Genomic DNA, 25,718 nt, shown 5'->3' with positions numbered 1-25,718 from the left:
TTAGTATTTATTTACTAAGATTTTTTAACTTCCTTTTTTACAATATTTACTTATTAGCATTTCTATAGACAATGTATCTCTTACTAATCCATTTTTTATTTTAAAATCACTTTCTAGTATAGAATTTAATATATCTACTATAACTTCATCAGAAAAATTTTTAGTTTGTTTTAATGCTTTACCTACAACGAATGGATGTAATTTAAGTCTTTCTGCTATACTTTTAGAAGTATGACCTTGTATTTGTAATTGTCTAACTTGCATAATAACTTTAAACTGTCTTGCTATCATAGAAAATATACCAAATACAGACTCTCCTTCATAAATCATATCATTTAAAATTTTCATGGCATCAGATGAATTTTTCTGTCCTATATAATCAATAAGTTTAAATATATCATTTTCTACTTTTTTTTGAGAAAGTTGATCTATTATATCATTTGTTACTTTATTTTCCTTACCAACAAATGAACTAATTTTATTTATTTCATTTTCTAAATCAGATAAAGTTTTTTCACTACTTTTGTCTAAATACCCTTCACTATTTATAAAGTACATAATTTGAGCATTGTCTATTATTACATTATTCTTATCAAATCTTTTCTTTACCCATTTAAATAAATCCATATCTGATAATTTGTCACAGTTAAATACTATTCCATTTTCACTTATCTTTTTAACTAATGATTTTCGTTTATCTATATCTCCATATACTACAAATACTAATGTAGTAGTTTGAGGTATATTATCTATATATTCTGCAAAATATTTTTCATCTTCATCACTAAAATTTTTCTTTTTCCCTTTTAATAATTCAAAATCTTTTAATATAACTATCTTTCTATCATCCATAAATGGAAGCGTCTCTATAGAACTTATAAGTTGATCTAACGTAATTTCTCTCCCATCTATAATATCTAAGTTAAAATCTATCATTCCATCATTTAAAGTTAATTTAATCTCTTTTATAGCATTTTCTATTAAATAATATTCTTTCCCATAAAAAAGGTAAGTATTTTTTATGTTTCTATTTTTTATATCATTTATAATATCCTTGTAGTTCATGTGATTGCTCCTTTATAGTTTTTGCTTCTTTATAAATCATATATAAAAATACTACCGTATAATAAATAATTACATAGTATAATTTAGGCTCTTCTACAATAATATAAGCAAAATCTAAATTACTTATTTTTTCTAATAATACATATATAGTTTCTAAGATAAATCTATTGATATACACCACTATATTTGATATATATATATTTATTTTAAACAATATTAAACTCAACATAGCCAAATATATAATAATACCTACAAATGGAACTATAATTATATTACTAAATATAGAAGCTAAAGGTATACCTTTGAAATTATAGTATATTATTGGTATTGTTAATATATTTGCAGATAAAGTTAATGAAATTATTTTTATATTTAATTTATTATTTATATAATCATAGAAATATATTATAGACAATGTTGCAAGAAAAGACAATTGAAAACTTACATTATATATTATGTATGGATTATTTATTACAAATAATATACCTACAAAGGATAATGTTGATATTTTATCTATCTTCCTATCTAAGAAAAAACTCAAATACAGTGATATCATAAACATTATAGACCTTATTATTGAAGGTGAATTCCCAACCATAATTGAGTAAAGAAACATCATAATAGATAGAATTACTAATTTATAAATCTTATTTATTCTTCCCATCATAAATATTATCAATCCTGAAAGTATGCCCGTATGAAGCCCTGAAATTGCTATAATATGGCTAGTACCAGTTCTAGTAAATATTAATTTCTCATTTTGTGATAAATCGTCTTTTTGTCCTAACATTATAGAATTTATAAAGTCTGAATTTGTTTTATATAAATATCTTATTGTATTACTTATATAAGATTTTACTTTATAAATATACTCATACATGAGGTTACTCCCTAATGTACTATAGTCTTTTAAGTAAATTAACCCTTTATAACCAGCACTCCTTAGATATCTTCCATAGTCAAAGCTTTCATATGACATTTTATTTAAATCCTTAAATTCTCCTGTTAGTTTTATTTCACTACCCACTTTAATTGTTTTATGTTTAGTATAATCTCTAACAACAAATTTTCCAACTGTGTATTCATTATATCTTTCTTTTTCTTTTTTATGCTTTACTATCCCTATAACTTCTATATCTTCATTATCACAACCTGTATTAATTGTATTAATATTAGTGTATATAAATGATACTATTAATAATATAATAAAAATTATTAAAAACGGTCTTCTCATAATTCCTCCAAAAGCAATTTACTTTAAGTATCTTCAAAACAATCAATTTTTAAACAAAATAAAGGATATCAAATTTGATATCCTTTAAACATACTCATTTATATAGTTTTCTTTTTTCTTAAACAATAATTCAAATAAATGTATTGCTTCTTTATTTTTTGCATTTTTATTTATATTATTTAAAATCATAGCTTCTTTTATATCTATATAGGAAAATGCTAATTGAGTAAAAGTATTAATACTCATATATAAATTACATTCACCTTTTATCTTTTGAGCTTTAACTTTTTTATCTTTTATCTTTATATTAAAAGTTCCATTATTCTCTTTTATAAATTTATCTTCTATAAATACGTTTGCACTTAACTCTATATCACTATTAATTTTTAATCCATTAAGATAATCTTCTACATTTATAACTCTACCCATCATAAATGGTTTTACTTTAATATCTATAGTTTTAGGATTTTCTAAAACAAACCTTATTTTATCATTTATAGGCGCTGATATAGTCACTTTCTTGCATTGAGTATTATGGTTATAAATAAATTTTAAAATAGATTTTAATGAATCTAAATCTTTATAAAACAATTCCCTAACAAACATATTATCTCCATTTAAGAAATATATTATATACCCTTTATATGATCCATCTTTATAAACATATATATGACCATTTTCGCTTTCAACTTCTTTGAATAAATTTACATAATATTCCTTATTTCTAACTACATTACCATTTACATCTTCTAAAAATAAATTATTTATATCAATTAAATCGTCGATATGCTCCTCATTGGCTTTATACATTCTACCTAATAAATTAAAATTCTTTAAATCTTCTATATTTATATAGTATTCTAATTGATCATAGCAATGTTCATATCCATACTTTCTATATAATCTATAATCAATAGGCATAAGTATTGATACTATTTGATTTTTTTTATAAAGTTCATTAAGAGAGTATTCCATAATTCTTTTCATATACCCTCTTCCCCTTACTTGTGGAAATGTAGACACCCCCACAACGTATGATGTTTCATATTCTTTATCATCTAACTTTATTTTATATTGGTTTAATTGAAGAGAAGATACAATATCTTCATCTTCACATGCTACGATTGTATTATTATTATTGTATTTATTATTGAAATAGTAATTAACAAAGCTATCTTCATCATTAAAACAATAATTCCATATTTCTTTAATATCATCTATTTCTTCTTCTTTAGCATATCTCATATTCATATTAGTTCTCCCTAACAGTGTATTTCTCAACAAATTTAACAGGATGATAAGAAAGTTTCGCTTTTCTAAGCCCAGGTATTCCTAAGTCTTCTTCTCTATTTACAAACTCTACATTCTCAAATTCATTTAATATAAATTGCTGATTTATGTATGGATATAATCCCCTTATATTTGGATTAGCTTTTTCTATATGAATTAATGCCATGTTAGAATTTATAAGTTCACCCATAGTAAATGCCTCTAATTTACCATCTACATATATACCTGCTATCTTTAATCTATCTTTTAAGTACTCATAATTATTAAATATCTTCTTAATTCCTACAGACTCATCATCCATACCTTCATCAAATTCATTATTTTCTTCTTTATTTACAGTCCACTCTTTTAGTAGATTTAAACAATATGTAAAGTCTCCTTCATCAAGAAGTCTATACTCATATCTACCTTCATAGTCTTTTAAAAATGCATTTATATGATTTCTCTTTTTTTGGTTTTTTCTTCCCCCTAAAGTTCTTAAGCTTTCACCATCATATACATAATCAAATAAATCTCTTTCCTCTATATATTCAAATTCACCTGGATAATTATCTTGTAAAATCCCTACCACTTCTTTAGTTATACCTCTGAAACATATTTTTTTGTTACTTTCTTTGAAGTATTTTATAGTAAAATCTATAGCTTTTGGCAACTTTTCTTTTTTAGCTAAAGGTAATATAGAAAAACTATTCCCCTCGTATTCTGCCATTATAACTGCGAAATCATCACATATAACATATCCTGTTTTATATACATGTTGCCACATATATAATGTAGTAAAACAATATTCACAAGCCTCATAATCAACTAAATCAAAATATGGCTGTAGTTCTTTTATTGAATCTATAGTTATTTCTTTAAATTTCATATATAATCTCTAATCCTTTCTTACATTTATATATACTTACTAATAATTAATATATAAAAATTATACTATAATCTTAAAAGTTAATATTTTATCATTATCCTTTGAATTATCTTATACTTTATTGTTTAGAATATAAGATAGTTTACATTACTAATTTATGTTACCCATATTATTTACTTATAAACATATAATAAATGGAGGTAATTTATTGAAAAATTTATTTTTAACTTATATTCTAATAATTATTATAATATCACTTTTAATTCCATCTGGCAAAAATAACTATTTATCTATACATACTATAGATGTTGGACAAGGAGATAGTATATTGATACAAACCCCTAGCTCTAAAAATATTTTAATTGATGGTGGTGATGATAATAGCCATCATATAATATCTAGCTATTTAAAAAAACAGAATGTAGAAAATATAGATTATATAATAGCTACACACTTTGACTCTGATCATATTGGTGGTCTAGATAATATAATAGATAAATTTAATGTATCAAATATATATGCGCCTAATTATGAATCTGATACAGTATCCTATCAAAATTTAATCAATTCATGTTTAAATAAAAACTTAAATTTACAAGGTCTAAGCAGCGGAGATTTTATTAATATAGAGGATAATATAAATTTAGAAGTACTTGCACCTTCTTATATTCAAGAAGAAAATAATCTTAACTCTATAGTATTTAGATTAGATTATAAAAATAAATCCTTTCTATTTACAGGAGATGCTGAAGCTAACAATGAATTAAATATTATAAATTCTTATGAACTTAATGATATAGATTTTCTTAAAGTAGGACATCATGGAAGTAGCTCTTCTACCACTTCTGAATTTGTAGAAGAAGTAAGTCCAGATGTAGCAGTCATATCCTGCGGTTATAAAAATCAATATGGCCATCCTCATAAAAGCACTTTAGATACTCTAGAAAAAAATAATGTCTTAACTTATAGAACAGATATTTTAGGTAATATTGTATTTTATAGCGATGGTGACACTATTTTTACAACTAAAGACTATAAATTAAATAAGAAGTAGTTTTAATCTACTTCTTATTTAATAAATCATTTATGACAACAGATGCTATTATAAGCCCTCCAACAGAAGGAACGAAAGATACACTACCAGGTGTAACTTTTTTGCCATTTAATATTTTCTTTTTTAACTCTTTAGGCTGCTCTGTAGAATAAACTACTTTTAATTTTTTTATTTTTCTATCTTTTAATTCTTTTCTCATAACTCTTGCTAATGGACATATCGTAGTTTTATGTATATCTGTAACCTCTATTTTAGTAGGATCTAATTTATTACCCATACCCATAGAACTTATTATATCTAGACCTTTATTTTTACAAGTCTCTATTAAGTGTATCTTAGATGTTACCATATCTATAGCATCAACTACATAATCGTAATTTTCACATAATATACTTTCACTTGTCTCTTTATTGTATACTTCTCTTATCGCTTTTATATTTATATCTGGATTAATATCTAGTATTCTATCTTTCATAACATCAACTTTATACTGGCCAACAGTTGAGTGTAATGCCGGTAATTGTCTATTGATATTAGTTATATCCACATCATCAAAGTCAACTATAGTTAAGTTACCTACCCCAGCTCTTGCTATAGCTTCTGCTGCAAAGCTACCTACTCCTCCAACTCCAAATACTATTACATGAGAGTCCTTAAGTTTGTTTATACCTTCATCACCTATTATTAGGCTAGTTCTTGTCGTGAAGTTTTTTTCCATTATTATCTCTCCTAAAATCATATTTATCTTAACTTATATTTTCCTATTTAAGTCTATTTTATATTTTCGTATATAAAATTCAAAATTTATCTAAATACTTACTTATATAAATATTATATTATTATATATAAAAAAGAACTCAATTGAGTTCTTTTCACTGGCGGGAATGCGTGGGAATCGAACCCACCTAAGAAGCTATTAACTCCTCATACTAGTTTTGAAGACTAGAGGACACACCAGCACCCATCCACTCCCATATATAATCTTATGTTTGTATATAATATCATATATATTTTCCAATTTCAACTATTTTATAAAATTAAAAAGGCTTATCTCTTTTAGAGAAAGCCCATTACTCTACCCAACTATATAAATATCTATTCTTTTTCTTCCCCAGTTTTTAACCGCTTCTTCATCATTCATATATATATCTATTTTATTACCTTTTATTGCACTACCGCAATCTTCTGCTATAAATATTTTATCAAATTGAGGTATATAAACCTTTGTTCCGTAAGGTATAACACTAGGGTCTACAGCTATAGTTCCCCACTTAGGATTTATTCCTGTCGATGTTATAGAATTCCCAGTATATGCTGTTGCAACAACAGAAATATGCTTTCTATTTGAATTAGAACTTGATGAATTACCCTTTGATGAGTTATTACTATAAGATGTAGAGTTAGCTCTTATACTCTCACCTCTTGATGACGCAACTTGAAGTTCTACTTTAGTCCCTTTTTTTATAACCTTATCTACAGGCTCTGTTAAAACAACTTCTTCAATAAATTTCTTTTCCACTTGTTTACCATTATGATAAGTAATCTTATATAATAGTTCATTGTTTCCTGGCTGACCTTCTACTTCAACTTTAGTTTCACCCTTTAATATATTCTTATCTTCTACAATATTAACTTCAAAAGGAATTTCTTTATTTTCCTTTATAGTCTTTTCTGTAACCTCTATAACCTCTATTTTGTCACCATCTGAAATCTTTTTATCTAAAGGTAAACTGATTATGTCATCTTTATCATATTTAATATTTTGTTCTGCTAATACCTCTTCAACATTAGATTTTAAAGTTGATATTTCCGTTTCCATTCCTTTAACTACTAATGTTATCTTTTTATTCGCCAAGGTGTAACCTCCTGATAATAATCCTATAGACAATACGGCTGCCATGGCCGAGACTTTTAATATCTTATTATTTTTTATAATCATAATACTCTCCTTCTCTAATTTATTTATATATATAAATTCGTTGTATTTTATGTCATGTATGGATTGTAACTTTTTTGATACTTTTTGTCAACTTGACAAAAAAGCATAACTATGCTTGTTTAGCGTTTAACCCATTTTCATTAACTTATTATAGTGTGTAAAATTAATGAATTTAATTATAAAATAAATATAAAAAAGCATAGCTTAAGCTATGCTTTTTTATATTTATTTTATTTATATATTATTAATTTGCCAATCAATAGGCTTTTTCCCTAATTCAATTAATATTTCATTTATTTTAGAAAAATGTTTACACCCAAAAAATCCTCTTCTCGCAGATAATGGACTTGGATGAGGAGCTTCTAAAATATAGTGTCTATTGGTATCTATAAGTTCTGCTTTCTTCCTCGCATTTGACCCCCATAAAACAAATATTACAGGGTCTTTTCTTTCACTTAATAATTCTATAATTCTATCAGTAAAAATTTCCCATCCTCTTCCCTTATGAGAATTAGCCTCATGTGCCCTTACTGTTAATGCAGTATTAAGAAGTAGTACTCCTTGATCAGCCCAAGGTATCAGATATCCATTATTAGGTATAAAGCATCCTATATCACTTTTTAATTCTTTATATATATTTAATAGTGATGGAGGTATCGCTACATTAAGTCGTACTGAAAATGCCAATCCATGAGCTTGATTTTCACCATGATATGGATCTTGCCCTAATATCAATACTTTTGTATCTTTATAAGACGTATGCTTTAAAGCTTCAAATATATTATTCATATTTGGATATATTGTTTTATTCCTATACTCTTCTTTTAGAAATTCTCTTAATTCTAAGTAGTATGTTTTTTTAAATTCATCAGATAAAATCTCATCCCAATCATTACCTAGCTTGACCATAATATCACCTTTCTCTTATTTATTGTATAAAGTTCTTTTATTATCATCTCTTTTGGTTATTTTATTTCTATCAAAATTTTCTAATATAATCATGCAATTCTTTCTACTTGAATTTAACATATCTCTATATTGACCTAGTGTTATCTCTCCAAATTCTTCTAAATACTTTATTAAGTTTATCTTTATTTCTTCATAAATTTCTTTATCCATTATATATGTATCATCTAATTTTTCTACATCTTTTCCTATCATATACTCTAAAACTTCTTCATAGTATTTATTTTCACATATATCCTTTATGTTTAATACAGTTAATGTTTCAGGCAATTTTAATTTTTTCTGTATGTTATCTTTTATTTCTTTTTGCTTATCATTTAATGTTACTTCAAAATCATAAATTGATATTAAATTTTCATCTATCTTTATAATTTTTTCATTTTGTAATTTATTAAGTAGTATGTCCATTTCTTTTGTATTAAATTTACTTTCAATCTTAGACCTTACTTCTTCCTTCAATACACCATTCCTAAGCCTATGCTTTTTATGATATATAGTTAAAAGTTCTACTATTAATTTTTTTAAATTTTCATATTGATTTATATGTATATATATATTATTGATGTTTGCAACTTTATTTTCTTTTATTAACTTATTTATTGCATTTATAATAAGCTCTTCATTTTCTCCAGTATAACTCATTATATCCTTTAGTGTTTTATATGATTTTAAATTATTTTTAAGATACTCTTCTAATATAACTTCAAGTTCTCCCTTTTCTTTCATTTTAAGAGAGCTTATAACATTTTCATCAAACTTTTTATGTTTCTTAGGCTTCGTATCTATAATAACCCCACCACCTATGGTTTCAAGCGGTGAATAATTTCTAAGTACGAAACTGTCTAATTTTTTAGCTACTATACTTTCTTCTAATCTAAGTTGAGCATAACAGCTTTCTCCCGACTTAGTAATATCTTTATCTAATGGTACAACCCTGCACAATATTTCTCTAGCCCCATGATAAAGCCTCAATCTATCCCAATGTTTTAAATTTTTATTAGTGTGTTTAACTAAAGATAGTTTAACATCTAGCATCATAGATTCTTCTAAAGAGTTTGGTGATGCTAAAACATCTCCTCTTTTTAATTCTTCAACTTTTATATTAGCTATATTTATAGCTGTCCTTTGACCTGCATATGCAGTTTTAACATCTTGTCCATGAACTTGTATACTTCTTATCTTTGTTTTTAATTTATTAGGATAAATAATTAAATCATCATCTATACTTATTTTTCCTTCTAGTAATGTTCCTGTAACAACTGTACCAAATCCTTTTATAGAAAATACTCTATCTATATTAAGCCTAGCTGGTGAATTTTCATTTTTATCATCTATTTCATTGCTTATATCATCTATTTTTTTTATAAGCTCACTTACTCCATTTTTTGATATAGAATCTACTTCTACAATTTCTGAATTTTCTAAGAAAGTACCTTTAGTTTTTTCTCTGATATCTTCCTTAACAAGCTCTATAAACTCATTATCAACTACATCACATTTTGTAAGTACTATAATTCCTTTTTTTATATTTAAAAAAGATAATATATCCAAGTGTTCAATAGTCTGTGGCATAACACCTTCATCGCTAGCTACTACAAATAGTACAATATCTATTCCAGCTGCTCCTGCTAACATATTTTTTATAAATTTTTCATGACCTGGTACATCAACTATACCTGCTCTTTTATTGCTTGGTAAATCAAAATATGTAAATCCAAGATTTATAGATATGCCCCTTCTTTTTTCTTCTTCTAGGGTATCTGTCTCTCTTCCAGTAAGTGCCTTTATTAAAGTTGTCTTTCCATGGTCTATATGACCCGCTGTTCCTATTATTACATTTTTCATATACTGCCCCCTAGTAAGGTTATTAATTTAAAGCCTTTTTTAATTCATTAGCTATGATTTCAAATTCTTCTTCAAATATAGTTCTTACATCTAATATATATTTATTATCATATATTCTTGCTATTATATGTGAATCACTTAATCTCAATTTCTCCTCTAAAGATGACACACTCATATTTTTAGGAGCTATAGCTATTACTTTTGTTTGTATTGTTTCTAATGGCATAGATCCTCCACCTACTTGGGATAATCCATCTTCTATAAAGACATTAGCATCTATATTTTTATCAATAATTTTGTCATATAAACTCTTAGCTTTTTGATCTAACTCCGATATCTTATAAGTTAACATTTTAAGAGTTGGTATTTCATTTATTGCTTTTTCTTCATCTAAATACATTCTAAATGTTGCCTCAAGTGCACAAATAGTAAGCTTATCTACTCTTAAGGCCCTTGTAAGCTGATTTTTTTTCATTTTATCGATGTACTCTTTTTTTCCAACTATTATACCAGCCTGAGGTCCTCCAAGCATTTTATCTCCACTAAATGTAACTATATCTGCTCCATTTTTTAAAGAGTCTAATACTGTTGGTTCATAAGATAATCCGTATTTAGATAAATCTATAAATGTCCCGCTACCTAAATCTTCTATAACAGGTAAATTGTATTTTTCACCTAGCTTTTTTAATTCCTTTATTTCAACACTTTCTGTAAATCCTAATATTTTATAGTTGCTAGTGTGAACCTTCATTAAAATAGCCGTTTCTTCATTTATAGCTTCCTCATAATCATTTAGATGAGTTTTATTCGTAGCACCTACTTCTACTAGTTTAGCTCCACTAAGTTCCATTATACTTGGTATTCTAAAAGAACCTCCAACTTCAACAAGTTCTCCTCTTGAAACTATTGCTTCTTTATCTTTAGCTAAAGTACTCAAAACAAGAAGAACTGCTGCTGCATTATTATTAACTACTAAAACATCTTCTGCATTTGTAATTCTTTTTATAGTTTCTGTTAAATGAGAGTATCTAGAGCCTCTCTTTCCCTTATCTATATCATATTCTAAGTTAGAATATCTAAATGCTGTATTTAGCACTTCATTTTTTATGCTTTGACTAAGTAAAGATCTACCTAAATTGGTATGTATAACTACACCAGTAGCATTTATAACTTTTTTTAACGATAATTCATATTTTATCCGAACTCTATTTATTACATCATTTACTATATTATCAATAGAAACATCAAAAGCATTTATATTTTCTTTTAAGTTCACTATACTTTTTCTATTAATATCTATAGCTTCTCTAATACCTTCTATTACTAAATCTCTCGGGTATTCAGAAATAATATTTACTATTTTACTATTTCCTAAAATCTCATCTACTGAAGGTAGTTTAGAAAATAATTGCCTTTTATCCAATATGATCACTCTTTCTATATTTGTATTTATCATCCGTATTTTATAATTTACCTAATATTAATAAGTTAAACTAAATTTAAAATATAAAATTTAGTTTAACTTATTTGCTATTTATAAAATATATTGCCTTTACATATAAAAATACGGTTATTATATAACCGTAATATATTTATCTTCTTTCTTTTTTACACTTCCTATTATTTTGGCTTCTATAGATCCATTTAATTTCATATCTTCAATTAACTTATCTGCTAATTCTTCTTCTACTGATATTAAAAGCCCACCTGATGTTTGAGGGTCATATAAAATATCTTCTATTGCTGTATCTACATCTATGATATTTACATCTTTCGAAACATATTCTTTATTTCTATACATTCCCACTGGAATAATTCCCATATTCGCCATATCAATAGCTCCATCTAGTATAGGCACATCTTTTGAGTTTATTTCAATACTAACATTTGATGCTTTAGCCATTTCTAAAGCATGACCAAGTAAACCAAATCCTGTTATATCCGTTACAGAATTCACTTTTATATAGTCAAAACTCTTAGCTGCATATTTATTTAAGTGTACCATAACTTCTATAACTTTATCAGAAATTTCTTTTGAAACAAGATTTTCTTTCATCGCTGTGTTTAATATACCTACACCTATAGGTTTCGTTAAAATTAATTTATCACCAACTCTAGATGTTGCATTTGATAATACCTTTTCAGGATGAACAATTCCTGATACCGAAAGACCGTATTTAGGCTCTTTATCATCTACAGTGTGACCACCTACTAAAAGAGCGCCACTTTCTTTGACTTTATCAAATCCGCCTTTTAAAATTTCTGCTAATATATTCATATCATGACATGATGGAAAGCACACTATATTCATTGCAACTATAGGCTTTCCTCCCATAGCATATACATCTGACAATGAATTAGCAGCTGCTATCTGTCCAAATATATAAGGGTCATCTATCATTGGAGTAAAAAAGTCTAAAGTTTGAATTAATGCTGTTTCATCATTTAGTTTATAAACCGCTGCATCATCTGCAGTATCTAAACCTACTAGCAAATTATTGTTATTTTTATTTTTAGGAAGTTGTGATAATACTGAAGCCAGAACCTCTGGCCCAATTTTGGCCGCTCAACCACCTGATGTCGTCATTTCTGTTAGTCTTTTTAAATTTTCCACTATTATCTCTCCTCTACCTAATTTATATATTACTTATAATAACATATTTTTTATACTTTATTAGCAATATTTATCATAATTATGCTCTATTACTCTATACTTATTAGAGTTTTCAATTCTTCATACTTTTTATCGCCTATACCATTTACATTTTTTATTTCTTCTATTGAATTAAACTTTCCTTTCTCTTCTCTATAGTTTACTATTTTATTAGCAGTAGCCTCTCCAACTCCAGGAAGTGCATCTAACTCTTGTATACTTGCCGCATTTATATTTATTAAATTATTTTTATTATTTAAATCATTTTCTATATTATTTTCAAATGTTTCTTTGTTATGACTTTCTGAATTATCACCTATTTTAGGTATTATATAATGAGATTCATCTTTAAGTTTCATTGCTAAATTCACTTTATTCAAATCTGCATTTTCTGTGGTTCCACCTAATTCATTAACTGCATCTGATAATCTCTTTTCAGCATCTATAGCAACAACTCCAGGATTTTTTACCTCCCCGCTAATAAATACAGTTATAGTTTTTTTGTTTGTGTTTTCTATTTTTATCTGTTCTTTTCCTTGGTTATCTTTTTCATCAGATATATTATTAGATATAGATTCTTCTTCGCGAACTTCACTTTGACTAACTATATAAACATTATCTTTTATATCTAAATTTTTGTTATCTATTATTTTATATATACTAAATAGTAATATCATTATAAATATTATTATTTTACATTTTTTCATTTTATCACCTCTCTATATTTTGATTATTGACCAAAATATGTTATACTAAAATATAATATTTTATTTTGGAGGTTATTTCATGAAAAAAATTTTTTCATTTCTACTTACACTTCTTATAACCTTCTTGCCCGTTTTTAATACAAATAATTTATCATTTGCGGATAGTGAACCAAACTTAACTGCTGAATATGCAGTATTAATGGACTACGAAACAGGGCAAGTTTTGTATAATAAAAATGGGCATAGCAAGCTCTATCCAGCTTCAACTACTAAAGCATGGACAGCTTATGTGGTTTTAAAACATGTTAACGATTTAAATCAAGTAGTTGAGATAAAAGATTTACCTATTGTTGATGGGTCAAGCATGTACCTAAAAGAAGGTGAAGCATTTACAGTAAAAGAATTATTAGATGCATTACTGATACATTCATCTAATGATGTAGCTATGGTTTTAGCTAAATATGTAGGTGGATCTGTAGAGAACTTTGTAAATATGATGAATGATGAAGCTAAATCTATAGGAGCTGAAAATACTCATTTTAACAACCCTCATGGATTACCAGATGAAAATCATTATACTACAGCTTACGATATGGCTCTTATGGCTAGAAAGGCTATGGATAACAAAATATTTAGAGATATAGTTAACACTAAATCTGTTAAATATCCCGCTACAGAAGCTTATCCTTACGAAAGATACTTTGAAAATACTAATCAGTTTCTAACGTCAAGATCTAAAATGAACTATAAAGGTCAAGAAATAGATATTAAGTATGATGTTGTTGATGGTATAAAAACAGGGTATACTGATGCAGCAGGAAAATGTCTTTTATCTACTGGTGTTAAAAATAATATAAGAGTTATTTCTGCCGTTTTTAAGTCTACTGTTGATGATTTATATCTTGATTCTAGAACATTACTAGACTATGGTTTTGACAATTTCTATGTTAAGGAGATTGTTGACAAAGATGACTTTATTAAAAATAAAAAAGTATTTTTAAGTAAAGAAAAAAAATTAATTTATCAACCAGAAACTAATTATAGTGTTGCATTATCTAATAATAGCAATGCTGGTGACTATTCAATAAAAACTAAATTAGATAATATTAAGCTACCTATAAAAGAAGGTGATAAAGTAGGTACTTTAGAAGTCTATAAAAATAAGAAACTAGAAAAGAGTATTGATTTAGTTGCTAAAAATGATGTCACTAGTATATTTGCTTTTTTTAAAGAAAATAAACTTTTATATAATGTATTAAAAATAATTTTACTTATTATTATATTAGTTTTTATAGTATTTATTATACGTAAAGTTAATAGAAAGAAAAAGGAAAAAAAGAATAGTACGTACTCTAAAAATAGAAGACGTAGAAAATATTAAAAGCTATTGATTAATCAATAGCTTTTAATATTTTCAAATCCCTAATCTTTTCATATTTAATATTGTAATTTATCGGATTTAATATATCTACATACAAGCATGAAATTTTTATTTAAATCTATATTCCAATCACTCATGTAATCATTAAACCTATTCCTTATTATAATATTCATCCTTAGAGTTATCAAAGTCTATTATATTAAAAAATTATCTCTATAGGTATTAATATTAATGCTACTATTATCATCACTGATCCAAGAAAAATATTTTCATCTATAAGAATCATAATAAATTTTGATAAAAAAATAACATCAAAGATATCACCTTATCACTAATACTCTTTTCATTTTTATAAATATATTAATATTACTTTAATTCACAAATTTACTATAGATTTTTAATCAATACAATTTACTTATAATTAAAAAAGCTGGTAATGGAATCATTACCAGCTATATAACATTATCCAAATATTTTATTAGTTAAAGAACATCCTGTACAAGTTGCAGCAACTACACCTAATGCAGTTTCTCTTAATTCCATTGGAAGAGTCTTACCTACTTTATACATAGCAGCTACAGTTTCATCAAATGGTATTATGTTTAATATACCAGCTAAACATAATTCTGCTGATATTAAAGCATTTGCAACACCTATAGCATTTCTTCCTTGGCAAGGTACTTCAACAAGACCTGCTATTGGGTCACATACTAATCCCATAACATTTTGTAAACAATGAGATGCAGCATGTACAGCTTGCTCTTGGCTTCCTCCCATCATTTCAACTATCCCAGCTGATGCCATTGCAGCAGCAGCTCCAGTTTCAGCTTGACATCCACCTTCAGCACCCGAAACAGTTGCATTTCTAGTTATTATAACTCCTATAGCTGATGCTGTAAATAATGCATCTATCATAGTTTCATCATCTATATCATATTCTTTACCTATTGTAACTATTGCTCCTGGAAGTATACCACAAGAACCAGCTGTTGGTGCAGCAACTATAAGTCCCATAGAAGCATTTACTTCCATAGTACCCATTGCAGCCGCCATAGCTTTATTCATTAATTCTCCACAAACAGTCTTTGCAGATGAATTTCTGAAGTTAGTTAACTTCTTAGCTTCTCCACCTATAAGACCACCCATAGATTTTATATCTTCTTGAACTGCTTTTTCAACAGCATTTTTCATTATATTTAAACTTACTCTCATTTTGTCTCTTACTTCTTCTTTCGACATTCCAGTAAGCTCTGCTTCTCTTTCTACACATAACTCGTGTATAGTCATATTTAATTCTTTACATTTTTCTAATAACTCTGCTCCACTTGTGAAATTATATTTCATTTTTGTCTCTCCTCACTTATTAGAATTTATCTAAAACTACTACTTTAGCTACTACTTCAAATTTCTTTAATTGTTCTATTAAACTTGGCTCTAATTCATCATCTGTTTCTATTGTTAAGAACGTATATTCTGACTTCTCTGGTTTATTAGTAGATATAGTTGCTATGTTTTTATTATTATGTCCAAGTAATCCCGTTATAAATGCTATTGCACCTGGTATATCTTTTATCTCTATTACTATAGCACTTCTCGCTCCATTAAAGTCAAGTGCCAATCCATCCATTTCAGTAAGCTTTATGTTACCTCCACCTATAGAAGCACCCATTACGCTTGATTTTGAACCATCTTCTAGTATCATTTCCATTTTAACAGTATTAGGATGAACGTTTTCTCCTAAGTCAGTTTTTATGAATTCAAACTTAACTCCTTGTTCTTTTGCTAATTCAAAAGAATCCTTTATTCTAGCATCATCTGGATTAAATCCTAATATACCACCGACTAATGCTTTATCAGTACCATGACCTTTATAAGTTTCTGCAAATGATCCATGAAGTAAGAAGTTTACTTCCTTTACTGGTTTTCCTGCTATTTTAGAAGCACTCTTTCCAAGTCTTGCAGCTCCTGCAGTATGGGAACTTGATGGACCTATCATATTAGGACCTACTATATCAAATACACTATAATCTTTAGCCATTATATTACCTCTCCTCATCTAGTTGTATATTGAATTGAACTTAAAATTAAATATTACATTTATTTAAGTATTATTTATTATTACAATATATACACATAAATATATGTCGATAAAACTATTTTAAATTGTTTAATTAAAGTTTATTTTAATTTTTTTATATAGTTATCTTGTATTATTATTATATACTAAAATTCGACTTTATGGAATCTTATTTTCTTAAAATCTAAATATTTTTTGTAGAAATGTATTCCTTTAATACTATTATATATTTGTAATAAGAAAATATTGAAATCTTACTAAAAATGACCAGTAGTATACTGGTCATTTTTATAAAATAAATTATATTACAGCAATTACTTCTATTTCAACTTTAACGTCTTTTGGAAGTCTTGCAACTTCTACACAAGCTCTAGCTGGTTTGTTTTCACCAAAGAACTCAGCATATACTTCATTTATTTGAGCAAATTCATTCATATCTTTTATGAATACTGTAGATTTTACTACATGAGAAAAATCAAGCCCAGCTTCAGCTAATATAGCTTGAACGTTTTTTAAAGATTGAGCAGTTTGTGCTTTTACATCTCCTTCTACTATTTCCATAGTTTCAGGTACAAATGGAACTTGTCCTGATACAAATAACATATTTCCAGCTTTAACAGCTTGAGAATATGGTCCTATAGCTTTAGGTGCATTATCTGTATGTATTACTTGATGTTTCATATTAAAATTCCTCCTAGAATATATATATATGTATATTACACATTTTCTTTTATATTATACTATTATATAAGTTTTATTGTATATATATTTTTTTATTACTCATAAATAAAAGTTAACTTTATAATTTAAAGCTAACTTTTATTTATATTTTATTTAAATTACACTTCTACAATATCAAATTCAGCTTTCAATATGTCAGCTTTTAATCTATCTATATGATCTTGGTTTAAAGTTTCAAGTACCATTTCTGCCGTAAGAGTACCTGTTGCTCCACCCATAGATGATCTTGTTAAATTAGCGTTTAATATGTTAGCATCATGTTCACTTATTATTTTAGTTAATTCAGCAAGTCCACCTGGCTTATCTTGTATTACTGTGTTAAATGCATATCTTCTAGCTTCTTTAGTTAAAGCAGTTCCTATAACTCTGTATAATGTATTAACATCAACATTTCCTCCAGATATTACACAAACTACATTCTCACCTTTTTGAGGTACATATTTTCCACTTAATAATGCAGCAGTACTTACAGCACCAGCTCCTTCAGCTACAACTTTTTGATTTTCCATTAAGAATAACATACCTTGTGCTATTTCATCTTCCTCAACTACTATTACTTCATCAACTAATTCATTTATTATCTCAAAAGTTACATCACCAGGTGTTTTAACAGCTATACCATCAGCTATTGTAGTAGATTTGAATGCTGTTGTAACTTCACCATTTTTCATAGACTCATGCATTGAAGGTATATTTGCAGTTTGAACACCTACTATTTTTATATTAGGATTTATCCCTTTAGCTGCTACTGCTATACCAGCTATTATTCCCCCTCCACCTATTGGACAAAGTATAGTATCAACTTTTCCATCTAATTGTTCAAGTATTTCAAGACCTATTGTTCCTTGTCCTGATATTACATATTTATCATTAAATGGATGTAAGAAAGTTGCTCCAGTTTCTTTTTGTAACTCAACTGCTTTTGCGTAAGCATCATCATAAACTAAGCCATTTAATACAACTTCAGCTCCATATCCTTTAGTTGCCGTAACCTTTGCTAAAGGTGCAGTAGCTGGCATTACTATTGTAGCCTTTATTCCTGTCATTTGAGCACCTAATGCAACACCTTGTGCATGATTTCCAGCACTTGAAGCTATAACACCGTTTGCCTTCTCTTCATCAGTTAAGTTTGCTATTTTATTACAAGCTCCTCTTACTTTGAAAGAACCTGTTTTTTGAAGATTTTCACACTTATAGAAAACATTTGCCCCAGTCATAGCACTAAGCTTTGCACTTTCTAATATATCAGTTTTCTTTACTATATCCTTTATAGTTTCTTTTGCATCTTTTATGTCTTGTAAAGTAACCTTCATCATTTTATACACTCCCCGTAAACGTTTTTTTGTTTCTTTATTAACAATTTAATTTTATAACTTTTTTTTACAAAAATCAACATTAATTTTTTATTTTTTAAATATTTTTTCTTTCGAAAAATTATAATTTTCTATCAACTTACTTTAATTTTACTTTCAAAATAAAAAATTCGCTTTGCTCATGTCGCCAACGACTTCGTCCGTTGCTCAAAATCTTTTTTACGCTCAAAACCAATTTGTTGATATTACTTACATTCAGAATTTATCCACATTTTTTAAGTATTATAATATCCTTAAGCGTAAAAAAGCCCTTTACATATATAAACATGTAAAGAGCTTTCACTTAATTTATTATTTAACAACTATATTAACTAATTTCTTAGGTACTGCAACTACTTTAACTATAGATTTTCCTTCAACTAATGCTTTTATTTTTTCATCTTCCATTGCTACCTTTTCCATTTCTTCTCTAGATATATTAGCAGCAACACTTAATTTTCCTCTTACTTTTCCATTTATTTGAACAACTATTTCAACTTCATCTTTAACTAAAGCTGTTTCATCATATTTTGGCCAAGATATATCAAATATACTTCCTTCTTTACCTATCATAGCCCATAACTCTTCACCTATATGAGGTGCAAATGGAGCAAGTATAGTTACTATAGTTTCTATACCTTCTTTTATAACTGCTTCATTTCTAGAATCTAATTCTTTATATTTATACATTTCATTTATTAGTTCCATTAGCGCAGATATAGCAGTATTAAATCCGAACTTTTCGTTTAGATCTTCAGTAACTTTCTTTAAAGTTGCATGTATAGTATATCTCATGGCTTTATCTTCTTTAGTTAATTCTTTTGACTCAACATTAGATTTAGCTATATCTGATAATTCATCTACTAATCTATATACTCTATTTAAGAATCTAAAACATCCTTCAACACCTTGATCTGACCATTCTAAGTCTCTTTCTGGTGGTGCTGCAAATAATACGAATAATCTAGCAGTATCAACTCCATATTCTGCTATTATTTCTGATGGAGCTACGACATTTCCTTTAGACTTACTCATCTTAGCACCATCTTTTAAAACCATACCTTGAGTTAATAAGTTTTTAAAAGGCTCTTTAAAATCTAACATTCCCATAGAATTAAATGCCTTTACAAAGAATCTTGAATAAAGAAGATGTAATATGGCATGCTCTACTCCACCTATATATTGGTCAACTGGCATCCAATTATTAACTGCATCTTTGCTAAATGGTTCTTCAGTATTTTTAGGATCTATATATCTTAAGAAGTACCAAGAAGAATCTACGAATGTATCCATCGTATCAGCTTCTCTTCTAGCTGGTTTTCCACAACATGGACAAGTTGTATTCATAAATGTTTTTGATGTTGTAAGTGGTGATTCACCCTTTCCTGTAAACTCTACATCTGTTGGTAATAATATTGGTAAGTTTTCTTTCTTTTCTGGAACTATACCACATTCATCACAATATACTACAGGTATTGGACATCCCCAGTATCTTTGTCTAGAAAGTAACCAGTCTCTTAATCTGTAATTAACTGTTTTCTTTCCTCTTCCTATTTCTTCTATCTTTTCTATTATAGCATCAAATGCTTTATCAGCGTCCATTCCATCAAATTCTGCTGAGTTTATCATTTTATTATCTTCATCTATTACAGTTACTACTTCTAAGTTATATTTAGCTGCAAAATCAGCATCTCTTTCATCATGAGCTGGCACTGCCATAACTGCACCTGTTCCATAATCAACAAGTACGTAGTTAGCTATCCATAAAGGAACTTTTTTACCTGTTAATGGATTTACAACATATTTACCTATGAACATTCCTTCTTTTTCAACATCACTTGAAGTTCTTTCTATTTCAGTCATAGTATGCATCTTTTGAACAAATGCATCTACTGCTTCTTCATATTCTGTTCCAGCAACTAGTTCTTTAACTAATGAATGCTCTGGAGCTAAAACCATGTAAGAAACTCCATATACAGTATCTGGTCTAGTTGTAAATACAGTTATAGATTTGTCACTTCCATCTATATCGAAAGTTATTTCAGCACCAGTACTTTTTCCTATCCAGTTTCTTTGCATAGTTTTAACTTTTTCTGGCCATCCATCTAAAGTATCTATATCTTGTAATAATTCTTCTGCAAAATGAGTAGTTTTAAAATACCATTGTTCTAAGTCTTTCTTTACTACTACAGAGTCACATCTCTCACATGCACCTTGTACAACTTGCTCATTAGCAAGAACTGTTTCACAAGATGGACACCAGTTTACGAAAGATTTTTTCTTATATGCTAATCCATGTTCTAACATTTTTAAGAATATTTGTTGAGTGAACTTATAGTATTCTGGTGTAGATGTAGCTATTTCTCTATCCCAGTCAAAACTAAGACCTAAAGTTTTTAATTGCTCTCTCATGTCCGCTATATTTTCCATAGTCCATTTGTCTGGATGTATTCCATGCTTTATAGCCGCATTTTCTGCCGGAAGTCCAAATGAATCCCATCCCATTGGATGTAGAACATTGTACCCTTGCATTTTCTTAAATCTCGCAACTACATCACCTATAGAGTAGTTTCTAACATGTCCCATATGTAATTTTCCTGATGGATAAGGGAACATTTCTAATGCATAATACTTAGGCTTTGTATTATCATTAGTATCTGTTTTATATTGTTCATTTTTTTCCCAAGTTTTTTGCCACTTTGACTCAATTTCATTTGGCTTATAAACGTTCATCAAAATTTCCTCCTAAGTTAATAATATAAAAAAATCCTCAATCACTAAACGCAATGTTTAGGGACGAGGATTATCTTCGCGGTACCACCCTAATTAGCCTAAAGATAAGGCTCTCTTAGATAGTTTTTATGCCAACTACGGCTAAATAGATTTTGCCTAGCAAGTTCAAAGATATATTTTACTAGTTCTCAGCACCACTAGCTCTCTGAAAAAATATATTCTTTTACTACTCTAGTCTATTTAATAATTTAAAATTTTAATTATAATGTTAACATCATTAAGCTAAGTTGTCAACATCAACATATGGAGCATCTTTCCATAGTTTTTCTAAGTTATAGAAATCTCTATTTTCTTCATTAAATATATGAACCATAACATCACCGTAATCAAGTAAAACCCAAACTTGGCTATCATATCCTTCTTTACCTCTGGCTTCTATACCAAGCTTAGTTAATTCATCTTCTACATTATCAGCTATAGCTTTTACTTGTCTTTGAGAAGATGCTGTAGCTATTACAAAGTAATCACATAAGCTAGATACAGCTCCTATGTTTAATATTGCTATATCTTTCCCTAGTTTATCATCTATTGCATCATATATAACTTTTGTAATATTTTCGACTGTCATATTATTTCCTTCCTTTCATGATTATAAACACATTTAATTATTATACCATAAATAATATGTAAATAAACCATTGTATTTTTATGTTATAATATATTAAATTTATTTTTATGTTATAAATTTATAAAATTTTATTTTTTATAAGGTAGTTTCTTGCATTTACTGTTCTATTATGTATTAACTGATTGTTATCTATTACAAGTTTTATCGTATTATTAAACGAAATAAGTAAAGCTTTATCTAATTGTTTATTATAAACTAAATCTCTCAATACTTCTACTCCAGGAAAATCTCTATCTTCCTCTATTAAATCTGCAATATATATTATTTTTTCTATTAAATTCATATCTTCTTTACCTGTAGTATGATACTTTATTGCATTTATTATATCTTTATCATTTATTCCAAATTCATATTTTGCTATATATGACCCTATCAAACTATGAGATAAAGCTAAATTATCTTTTTCTAATTCATCTAGAACTATTTTATATTTATCTACATAATGCTTTACCTCTTCTTTGTTTAAATACTTCGCACAGTCATGTGCTATTGCCGCTATATAAGCTTTTTCTTTATCACATCCATAAATTTCACTTAACTTTACTGCACAATTTGCCACATTTAATGAATGTCTGTATCTTTTTTCTGGTAACATTTCTTTTATCTTATTATTAATTAATTCTAAATTCATATATTACTCTCCACTACTATATAATTTCTTGTTGTATATATATTCTTGTACTAATTCAGGTACTAAATATCTAATTGTTTTATGTTTATTTAATTGTTCTCTTATATATGTTGATGATATATCTAAAGATGGCACATACACACTTTCTATATTTGCATCATACTTATCTTTTAGGTCTTTTATTTTTTCATTAGCTTTTAATAGACTTATTCCTGGTCTTGTTGCTGCTATAAAGTTTGCTAGTTTAAAATTCCCCTCAACATCCTTCCAAGTTTCTATGTCGCATATAGCATCTGATCCAGTTATAAAATATATCTCTATATTTTTATATTTTTGTTTTAAATCTTTTAATGTATCTATTGTATAAGTACTTTTTTCTCTTTTTATTTCTATATCAGAAACTATAAAATCATCATTATTAATAGTAGATAATAACACCATATTATACCTATCATTTTTATTAGTTATATTTCCTTTTTTATGAGGTGGATTTCCTGATGGTATAAATAATATTTTATCTAATTTATAATTATCTCTTATAAATTCAGCCGTAGCCAAATGCGCATAATGTATGGGGTCAAAGGTTCCACCCATTATACCTATCTTTACATTATTACATTTATCTCCGAATTTCTTTAACTTCTTTTGATTAATTATAAAAGACTCATCAACTATATTATCAATTCCCATAGTTTATCTCCTTTGTTAAATTATATTATTATTGTATCATTATTTTTTATTTATTAAATATAATAAATTGGTTTTTAGTGTATAATCATATTATTATGTATAATTAAGGAGAAATATAATGGCTATAATTACAAAAATAGAAGCACAAAAGAAAAATACGGATAGAGTAAATATTTATATTAATGATGAATTTTTTATGTCTGTATTTACTGAGCTTGTTTATACATTTAATTTAAAAAAAGGTATGGAGATAAATAAAGAAAATTTAAAATCTCTACTCGATGATGATATGTATATTAAAGCTAAAAATAAAGCCTTAAATATATTATCTAAAGCTGATCAATCAGAGAAAAAAATAAAAGAAAAACTCTCTTCTGATTTTGAAGAAAGTACTATTGAAAAAGTATTAGATTTCTTAAGAAATAATAAATTTATTGATGATAAATTATTAGCTCAAAAAATAGTAAATACTAATATTAACTTAAATAAATGTGGTAAAAATAAAATAAAACAAAATCTTTACCATAAAGGAATAGATTCTGAAGATATATCTCATGCTATATCTAATATTGATTCTAATGTTGAATTTGAAAATGCCATGTATCTAGCTAAAAAGCGTTATGATAGAATAAAAAACGAAGACAAAAGAAAAGTATATCAAAAACTTTCTCAACATCTCGCTTATAAAGGATTTAGTTATGATACTATAAAATCTGTTTTAAATAAAATTTTAAATTTTGATGAATATGAATATTAAGTAGGGAGGTAATAAATGAAACTAGTTGTGGGTATCTTAAGTTTTTTACTTGGTATATATAATGTAACTAAACTTTACAAACAAGATAGTCTTAAATAAAAGGAGTATTTTTATGATAGATTTAGTTTTGCTAGGTTGTGGAGGCAATATGCCAATGCCTAATAGATTCTTATCTTCATTATTTATAAATTATAAGGGTAGAAAAATACTTATTGATTGTGGTGAAGGTACTCAAGTCTCTATGAGAATGAAAAATTGTGGGTTTAAAAACATAGATCTAATATGTATAACTCATCTTCATGGTGATCATTTTTACGGTCTTATGGGACTTTTATCTACTATAGGAAACAGCTCTAGAGTTGATGATTTAACTATAGTTGGGCCTAAGGGTATTTGTGAAATAATAAATGCGATGAAAACTTTAATAGAATACTTACCATATAAAATAATCGTTGTTGAGAATCCTAAGGGCACATTCTCTTTAGTTAACGATATATTAAAAGATATAGAAATTTCTACTTTAGAGCTAGATCATTCAAGTGAATGCCTAGGATATAGCTTATACTTTAAGAGAACACCTAAGTTTAATATAGAAAAAGCTATTCAAAACAATGTTCCTAAATTATTATGGCAAAAACTTCAAAGTGGAAAAAATATAATTTTTGAAAATATTGAGTATTCTCCAGATATGGTTTTAGGTGATAATCGAAAAGGAGTAAAAATTAGTTTTATTACAGATACAAGACCAATCTTCTCAATTCCTAAATTTATAAATAATAGTGACCTATTTATATGTGAAGCTATGTATGGAGATGATTTAGATATATCTAAAGCTGTTAAAAATAAGCATATGACATTTAGAGAGGCTGCCAATTTGGCAAGACTTGGTAATGTTAAAGCATTACTTTTAACTCACTTTAGTCCTTCTCTAGAAGATCCTAATCTATATATAAAAAACGCTACTGATGTATTTGAAAATACTATAGTTGGAAAAGATAGATATAGTGTTAATTTAAATTTTGAAAATTAATTATATAAAAAAGGATG

Annotated in this window: 23 protein-coding genes, 1 tRNA gene and 1 other annotated feature; of the genes, 4 read left to right on the top strand and 20 right to left on the bottom strand. The window is 27.1% G+C overall.

Annotated elements, in window-relative coordinates; translation table 11 throughout:
- Positions 1-24: 24 nt before the first annotated feature.
- The 4 genes from holA to CRIB_RS02260 all read right to left on the bottom strand — a co-directional run bounded on the left by holA (position 25) and on the right by CRIB_RS02260 (position 4,457).
- Positions 25-1,065 (bottom strand): DNA polymerase III subunit delta, encoded by a 1,041-nt coding sequence (gene holA / locus CRIB_RS02275; RefSeq protein WP_180702936.1) that lies wholly within the window; start codon positions 1,063-1,065, stop codon positions 25-27.
- Complete coding sequence (locus CRIB_RS02270; protein WP_180702935.1) at positions 1,040-2,299, bottom strand: ComEC/Rec2 family competence protein; 1,260 nt, start codon at positions 2,297-2,299, stop codon at positions 1,040-1,042. The genes holA and CRIB_RS02270 overlap by 26 nt, the downstream gene beginning before the upstream one ends.
- 84 nt (positions 2,300-2,383) lie before the next feature.
- Positions 2,384-3,550: a GNAT family N-acetyltransferase gene (locus CRIB_RS02265; protein ID WP_180702934.1), complete on the bottom strand. Its 1,167-nt coding sequence runs from the start codon at positions 3,548-3,550 to the stop codon at positions 2,384-2,386.
- A 1-nt stretch (position 3,551) separates the two neighbouring features.
- Positions 3,552-4,457: a DUF2156 domain-containing protein gene (locus CRIB_RS02260; protein ID WP_180702933.1), complete on the bottom strand. Its 906-nt coding sequence runs from the start codon at positions 4,455-4,457 to the stop codon at positions 3,552-3,554.
- Positions 4,458-4,665: 208 nt separating this feature from the next.
- Between CRIB_RS02260 and CRIB_RS02255 the strand changes: the two genes are divergently transcribed.
- Positions 4,666-5,511 carry a ComEC/Rec2 family competence protein gene (locus CRIB_RS02255; protein WP_243633557.1) on the top strand — a complete coding sequence of 282 codons (846 nt, stop codon included), beginning with the start codon at positions 4,666-4,668 and terminating at the stop codon, positions 5,509-5,511.
- A gap of 7 nt (positions 5,512-5,518) precedes the next feature.
- Here CRIB_RS02255 and CRIB_RS02250 read toward each other — a convergent pair whose 3' ends face one another.
- From CRIB_RS02250 to CRIB_RS02215, 8 genes are all read right to left on the bottom strand, one after another.
- On the bottom strand, positions 5,519-6,229 hold the full coding sequence (locus tag CRIB_RS02250; RefSeq protein WP_180702931.1) for a tRNA threonylcarbamoyladenosine dehydratase: 711 nt from the start codon (positions 6,227-6,229) through the stop codon (positions 5,519-5,521).
- Between the two features lie 158 nt (positions 6,230-6,387).
- Positions 6,388-6,484: transfer RNA gene (locus tag CRIB_RS02245), tRNA-Sec, on the bottom strand.
- A gap of 102 nt (positions 6,485-6,586) precedes the next feature.
- Positions 6,587-7,450: a 3D domain-containing protein gene (locus tag CRIB_RS02240; protein WP_180702930.1), complete on the bottom strand. Its 864-nt coding sequence runs from the start codon at positions 7,448-7,450 to the stop codon at positions 6,587-6,589.
- 234 nt (positions 7,451-7,684) lie between these two features.
- Positions 7,685-8,359, bottom strand: coding sequence for a uracil-DNA glycosylase (locus CRIB_RS02235; RefSeq protein WP_180702929.1), 675 nt, complete (start codon positions 8,357-8,359; stop codon positions 7,685-7,687).
- 15 nt (positions 8,360-8,374) lie between these two features.
- On the bottom strand, positions 8,375-10,261 hold the full coding sequence (selB, locus tag CRIB_RS02230) for a selenocysteine-specific translation elongation factor (protein ID WP_180702928.1): 1,887 nt from the start codon (positions 10,259-10,261) through the stop codon (positions 8,375-8,377).
- 22 nt (positions 10,262-10,283) lie between these two features.
- A complete protein-coding gene (gene selA, locus CRIB_RS02225) occupies positions 10,284-11,717 on the bottom strand; it encodes an L-seryl-tRNA(Sec) selenium transferase (RefSeq protein WP_180702927.1) in 1,434 nt (477 codons plus the stop codon).
- 117 nt (positions 11,718-11,834) lie between these two features.
- Positions 11,835-12,848, bottom strand: coding sequence for a selenide, water dikinase SelD (gene selD, locus CRIB_RS02220; protein WP_180703637.1), 1,014 nt, complete (start codon positions 12,846-12,848; stop codon positions 11,835-11,837).
- A 116-nt stretch (positions 12,849-12,964) separates the two neighbouring features.
- Positions 12,965-13,621, bottom strand: coding sequence for a DUF655 domain-containing protein (locus tag CRIB_RS02215; protein WP_180702926.1), 657 nt, complete (start codon positions 13,619-13,621; stop codon positions 12,965-12,967).
- Between the two features lie 79 nt (positions 13,622-13,700).
- Here CRIB_RS02215 and CRIB_RS02210 point away from each other — a divergent pair, with 79 nt between their 5' ends.
- On the top strand, positions 13,701-15,002 hold the full coding sequence (locus tag CRIB_RS02210; RefSeq protein WP_180702925.1) for a D-alanyl-D-alanine carboxypeptidase family protein: 1,302 nt from the start codon (positions 13,701-13,703) through the stop codon (positions 15,000-15,002).
- A 462-nt stretch (positions 15,003-15,464) separates the two neighbouring features.
- Here CRIB_RS02210 and sdaAA read toward each other — a convergent pair whose 3' ends face one another.
- From sdaAA to nadD, 8 genes are all read right to left on the bottom strand, one after another.
- Positions 15,465-16,346: an L-serine ammonia-lyase, iron-sulfur-dependent, subunit alpha gene (sdaAA, locus tag CRIB_RS02205; protein WP_180702924.1), complete on the bottom strand. Its 882-nt coding sequence runs from the start codon at positions 16,344-16,346 to the stop codon at positions 15,465-15,467.
- A gap of 19 nt (positions 16,347-16,365) precedes the next feature.
- Complete coding sequence (gene sdaAB, locus CRIB_RS02200; protein WP_180702923.1) at positions 16,366-17,040, bottom strand: L-serine ammonia-lyase, iron-sulfur-dependent subunit beta; 675 nt, start codon at positions 17,038-17,040, stop codon at positions 16,366-16,368.
- Positions 17,041-17,379: 339 nt separating this feature from the next.
- Positions 17,380-17,760, bottom strand: a complete 381-nt coding sequence (locus tag CRIB_RS02195; protein WP_180702922.1) for a RidA family protein — start codon at positions 17,758-17,760, stop codon at positions 17,380-17,382.
- A 158-nt stretch (positions 17,761-17,918) separates the two neighbouring features.
- A complete protein-coding gene (gene ilvA, locus CRIB_RS02190) occupies positions 17,919-19,136 on the bottom strand; it encodes a threonine ammonia-lyase (protein WP_180702921.1) in 1,218 nt (405 codons plus the stop codon).
- A 348-nt stretch (positions 19,137-19,484) separates the two neighbouring features.
- On the bottom strand, positions 19,485-21,905 hold the full coding sequence (leuS, locus tag CRIB_RS02185; protein WP_180702920.1) for a leucine--tRNA ligase: 2,421 nt from the start codon (positions 21,903-21,905) through the stop codon (positions 19,485-19,487).
- Between the two features lie 56 nt (positions 21,906-21,961).
- Positions 21,962-22,155 (bottom strand) — a binding site (T-box leader).
- A 27-nt stretch (positions 22,156-22,182) separates the two neighbouring features.
- Positions 22,183-22,533: a ribosome silencing factor gene (gene rsfS / locus CRIB_RS02180; RefSeq protein WP_071121250.1), complete on the bottom strand. Its 351-nt coding sequence runs from the start codon at positions 22,531-22,533 to the stop codon at positions 22,183-22,185.
- A gap of 118 nt (positions 22,534-22,651) precedes the next feature.
- Entirely contained in the window at positions 22,652-23,224 is a 573-nt protein-coding gene (gene yqeK, locus CRIB_RS02175; protein ID WP_180702919.1) for a bis(5'-nucleosyl)-tetraphosphatase (symmetrical) YqeK, read from the bottom strand.
- A gap of 3 nt (positions 23,225-23,227) precedes the next feature.
- A complete protein-coding gene (gene nadD / locus CRIB_RS02170; protein WP_180702918.1) occupies positions 23,228-23,914 on the bottom strand; it encodes a nicotinate-nucleotide adenylyltransferase in 687 nt (228 codons plus the stop codon).
- Positions 23,915-24,032: 118 nt separating this feature from the next.
- Here nadD and recX point away from each other — a divergent pair, with 118 nt between their 5' ends.
- Positions 24,033-24,671 (top strand): recombination regulator RecX, encoded by a 639-nt coding sequence (recX, locus tag CRIB_RS02165; RefSeq protein ID WP_180702917.1) that lies wholly within the window; start codon positions 24,033-24,035, stop codon positions 24,669-24,671.
- 112 nt (positions 24,672-24,783) lie between these two features.
- Positions 24,784-25,701 (top strand): ribonuclease Z, encoded by a 918-nt coding sequence (locus CRIB_RS02160; RefSeq protein ID WP_180702916.1) that lies wholly within the window; start codon positions 24,784-24,786, stop codon positions 25,699-25,701.
- Positions 25,702-25,718 lie beyond the last annotated feature (17 nt).

The organism is Romboutsia ilealis (genome assembly GCF_900015215.1).
In the GTDB taxonomy this organism is placed as follows: Bacteria; Bacillota; Clostridia; order Peptostreptococcales; family Peptostreptococcaceae; genus Romboutsia; species Romboutsia ilealis.
This window is presented reverse-complemented; position numbering and strand designations above follow the sequence as displayed.

What these genes read in the sequence shown, in the direction of transcription:
- leuS (WP_180702920.1), bottom strand. Translation starts at nt 21,905, where the DNA reads ATGAACGTTTATAAGCCAAATGAAATTGAGTCAAAGTGGCAAAAAACT.
- ilvA (WP_180702921.1), bottom strand. Translation starts at nt 19,136, where the DNA reads ATGATGAAGGTTACTTTACAAGACATAAAAGATGCAAAAGAAACTATA.
- selA (WP_180702927.1), bottom strand. Translation starts at nt 11,717, where the DNA reads ATGATAAATACAAATATAGAAAGAGTGATCATATTGGATAAAAGGCAA.
- rsfS (WP_071121250.1), bottom strand. Translation starts at nt 22,533, where the DNA reads ATGACAGTCGAAAATATTACAAAAGTTATATATGATGCAATAGATGAT.
- sdaAA (WP_180702924.1), bottom strand. Translation starts at nt 16,346, where the DNA reads ATGAAATATAATTTCACAAGTGGAGCAGAGTTATTAGAAAAATGTAAA.
- CRIB_RS02160 (WP_180702916.1), top strand. Translation starts at nt 24,784, where the DNA reads ATGATAGATTTAGTTTTGCTAGGTTGTGGAGGCAATATGCCAATGCCT.
- holA (WP_180702936.1), bottom strand. Translation starts at nt 1,065, where the DNA reads ATGAACTACAAGGATATTATAAATGATATAAAAAATAGAAACATAAAA.
- selB (WP_180702928.1), bottom strand. Translation starts at nt 10,261, where the DNA reads ATGAAAAATGTAATAATAGGAACAGCGGGTCATATAGACCATGGAAAG.
- CRIB_RS02260 (WP_180702933.1), bottom strand. Translation starts at nt 4,457, where the DNA reads ATGAAATTTAAAGAAATAACTATAGATTCAATAAAAGAACTACAGCCA.
- CRIB_RS02265 (WP_180702934.1), bottom strand. Translation starts at nt 3,550, where the DNA reads ATGAATATGAGATATGCTAAAGAAGAAGAAATAGATGATATTAAAGAA.
- nadD (WP_180702918.1), bottom strand. Translation starts at nt 23,914, where the DNA reads ATGGGAATTGATAATATAGTTGATGAGTCTTTTATAATTAATCAAAAG.
- CRIB_RS02215 (WP_180702926.1), bottom strand. Translation starts at nt 13,621, where the DNA reads ATGAAAAAATGTAAAATAATAATATTTATAATGATATTACTATTTAGT.
- CRIB_RS02195 (WP_180702922.1), bottom strand. Translation starts at nt 17,760, where the DNA reads ATGAAACATCAAGTAATACATACAGATAATGCACCTAAAGCTATAGGA.
- CRIB_RS02235 (WP_180702929.1), bottom strand. Translation starts at nt 8,359, where the DNA reads ATGGTCAAGCTAGGTAATGATTGGGATGAGATTTTATCTGATGAATTT.
- CRIB_RS02270 (WP_180702935.1), bottom strand. Translation starts at nt 2,299, where the DNA reads ATGAGAAGACCGTTTTTAATAATTTTTATTATATTATTAATAGTATCA.
- CRIB_RS02240 (WP_180702930.1), bottom strand. Translation starts at nt 7,450, where the DNA reads ATGATTATAAAAAATAATAAGATATTAAAAGTCTCGGCCATGGCAGCC.
- recX (WP_180702917.1), top strand. Translation starts at nt 24,033, where the DNA reads ATGGCTATAATTACAAAAATAGAAGCACAAAAGAAAAATACGGATAGA.
- CRIB_RS02250 (WP_180702931.1), bottom strand. Translation starts at nt 6,229, where the DNA reads ATGGAAAAAAACTTCACGACAAGAACTAGCCTAATAATAGGTGATGAA.
- CRIB_RS02210 (WP_180702925.1), top strand. Translation starts at nt 13,701, where the DNA reads ATGAAAAAAATTTTTTCATTTCTACTTACACTTCTTATAACCTTCTTG.
- sdaAB (WP_180702923.1), bottom strand. Translation starts at nt 17,040, where the DNA reads ATGGCTAAAGATTATAGTGTATTTGATATAGTAGGTCCTAATATGATA.
- yqeK (WP_180702919.1), bottom strand. Translation starts at nt 23,224, where the DNA reads ATGAATTTAGAATTAATTAATAATAAGATAAAAGAAATGTTACCAGAA.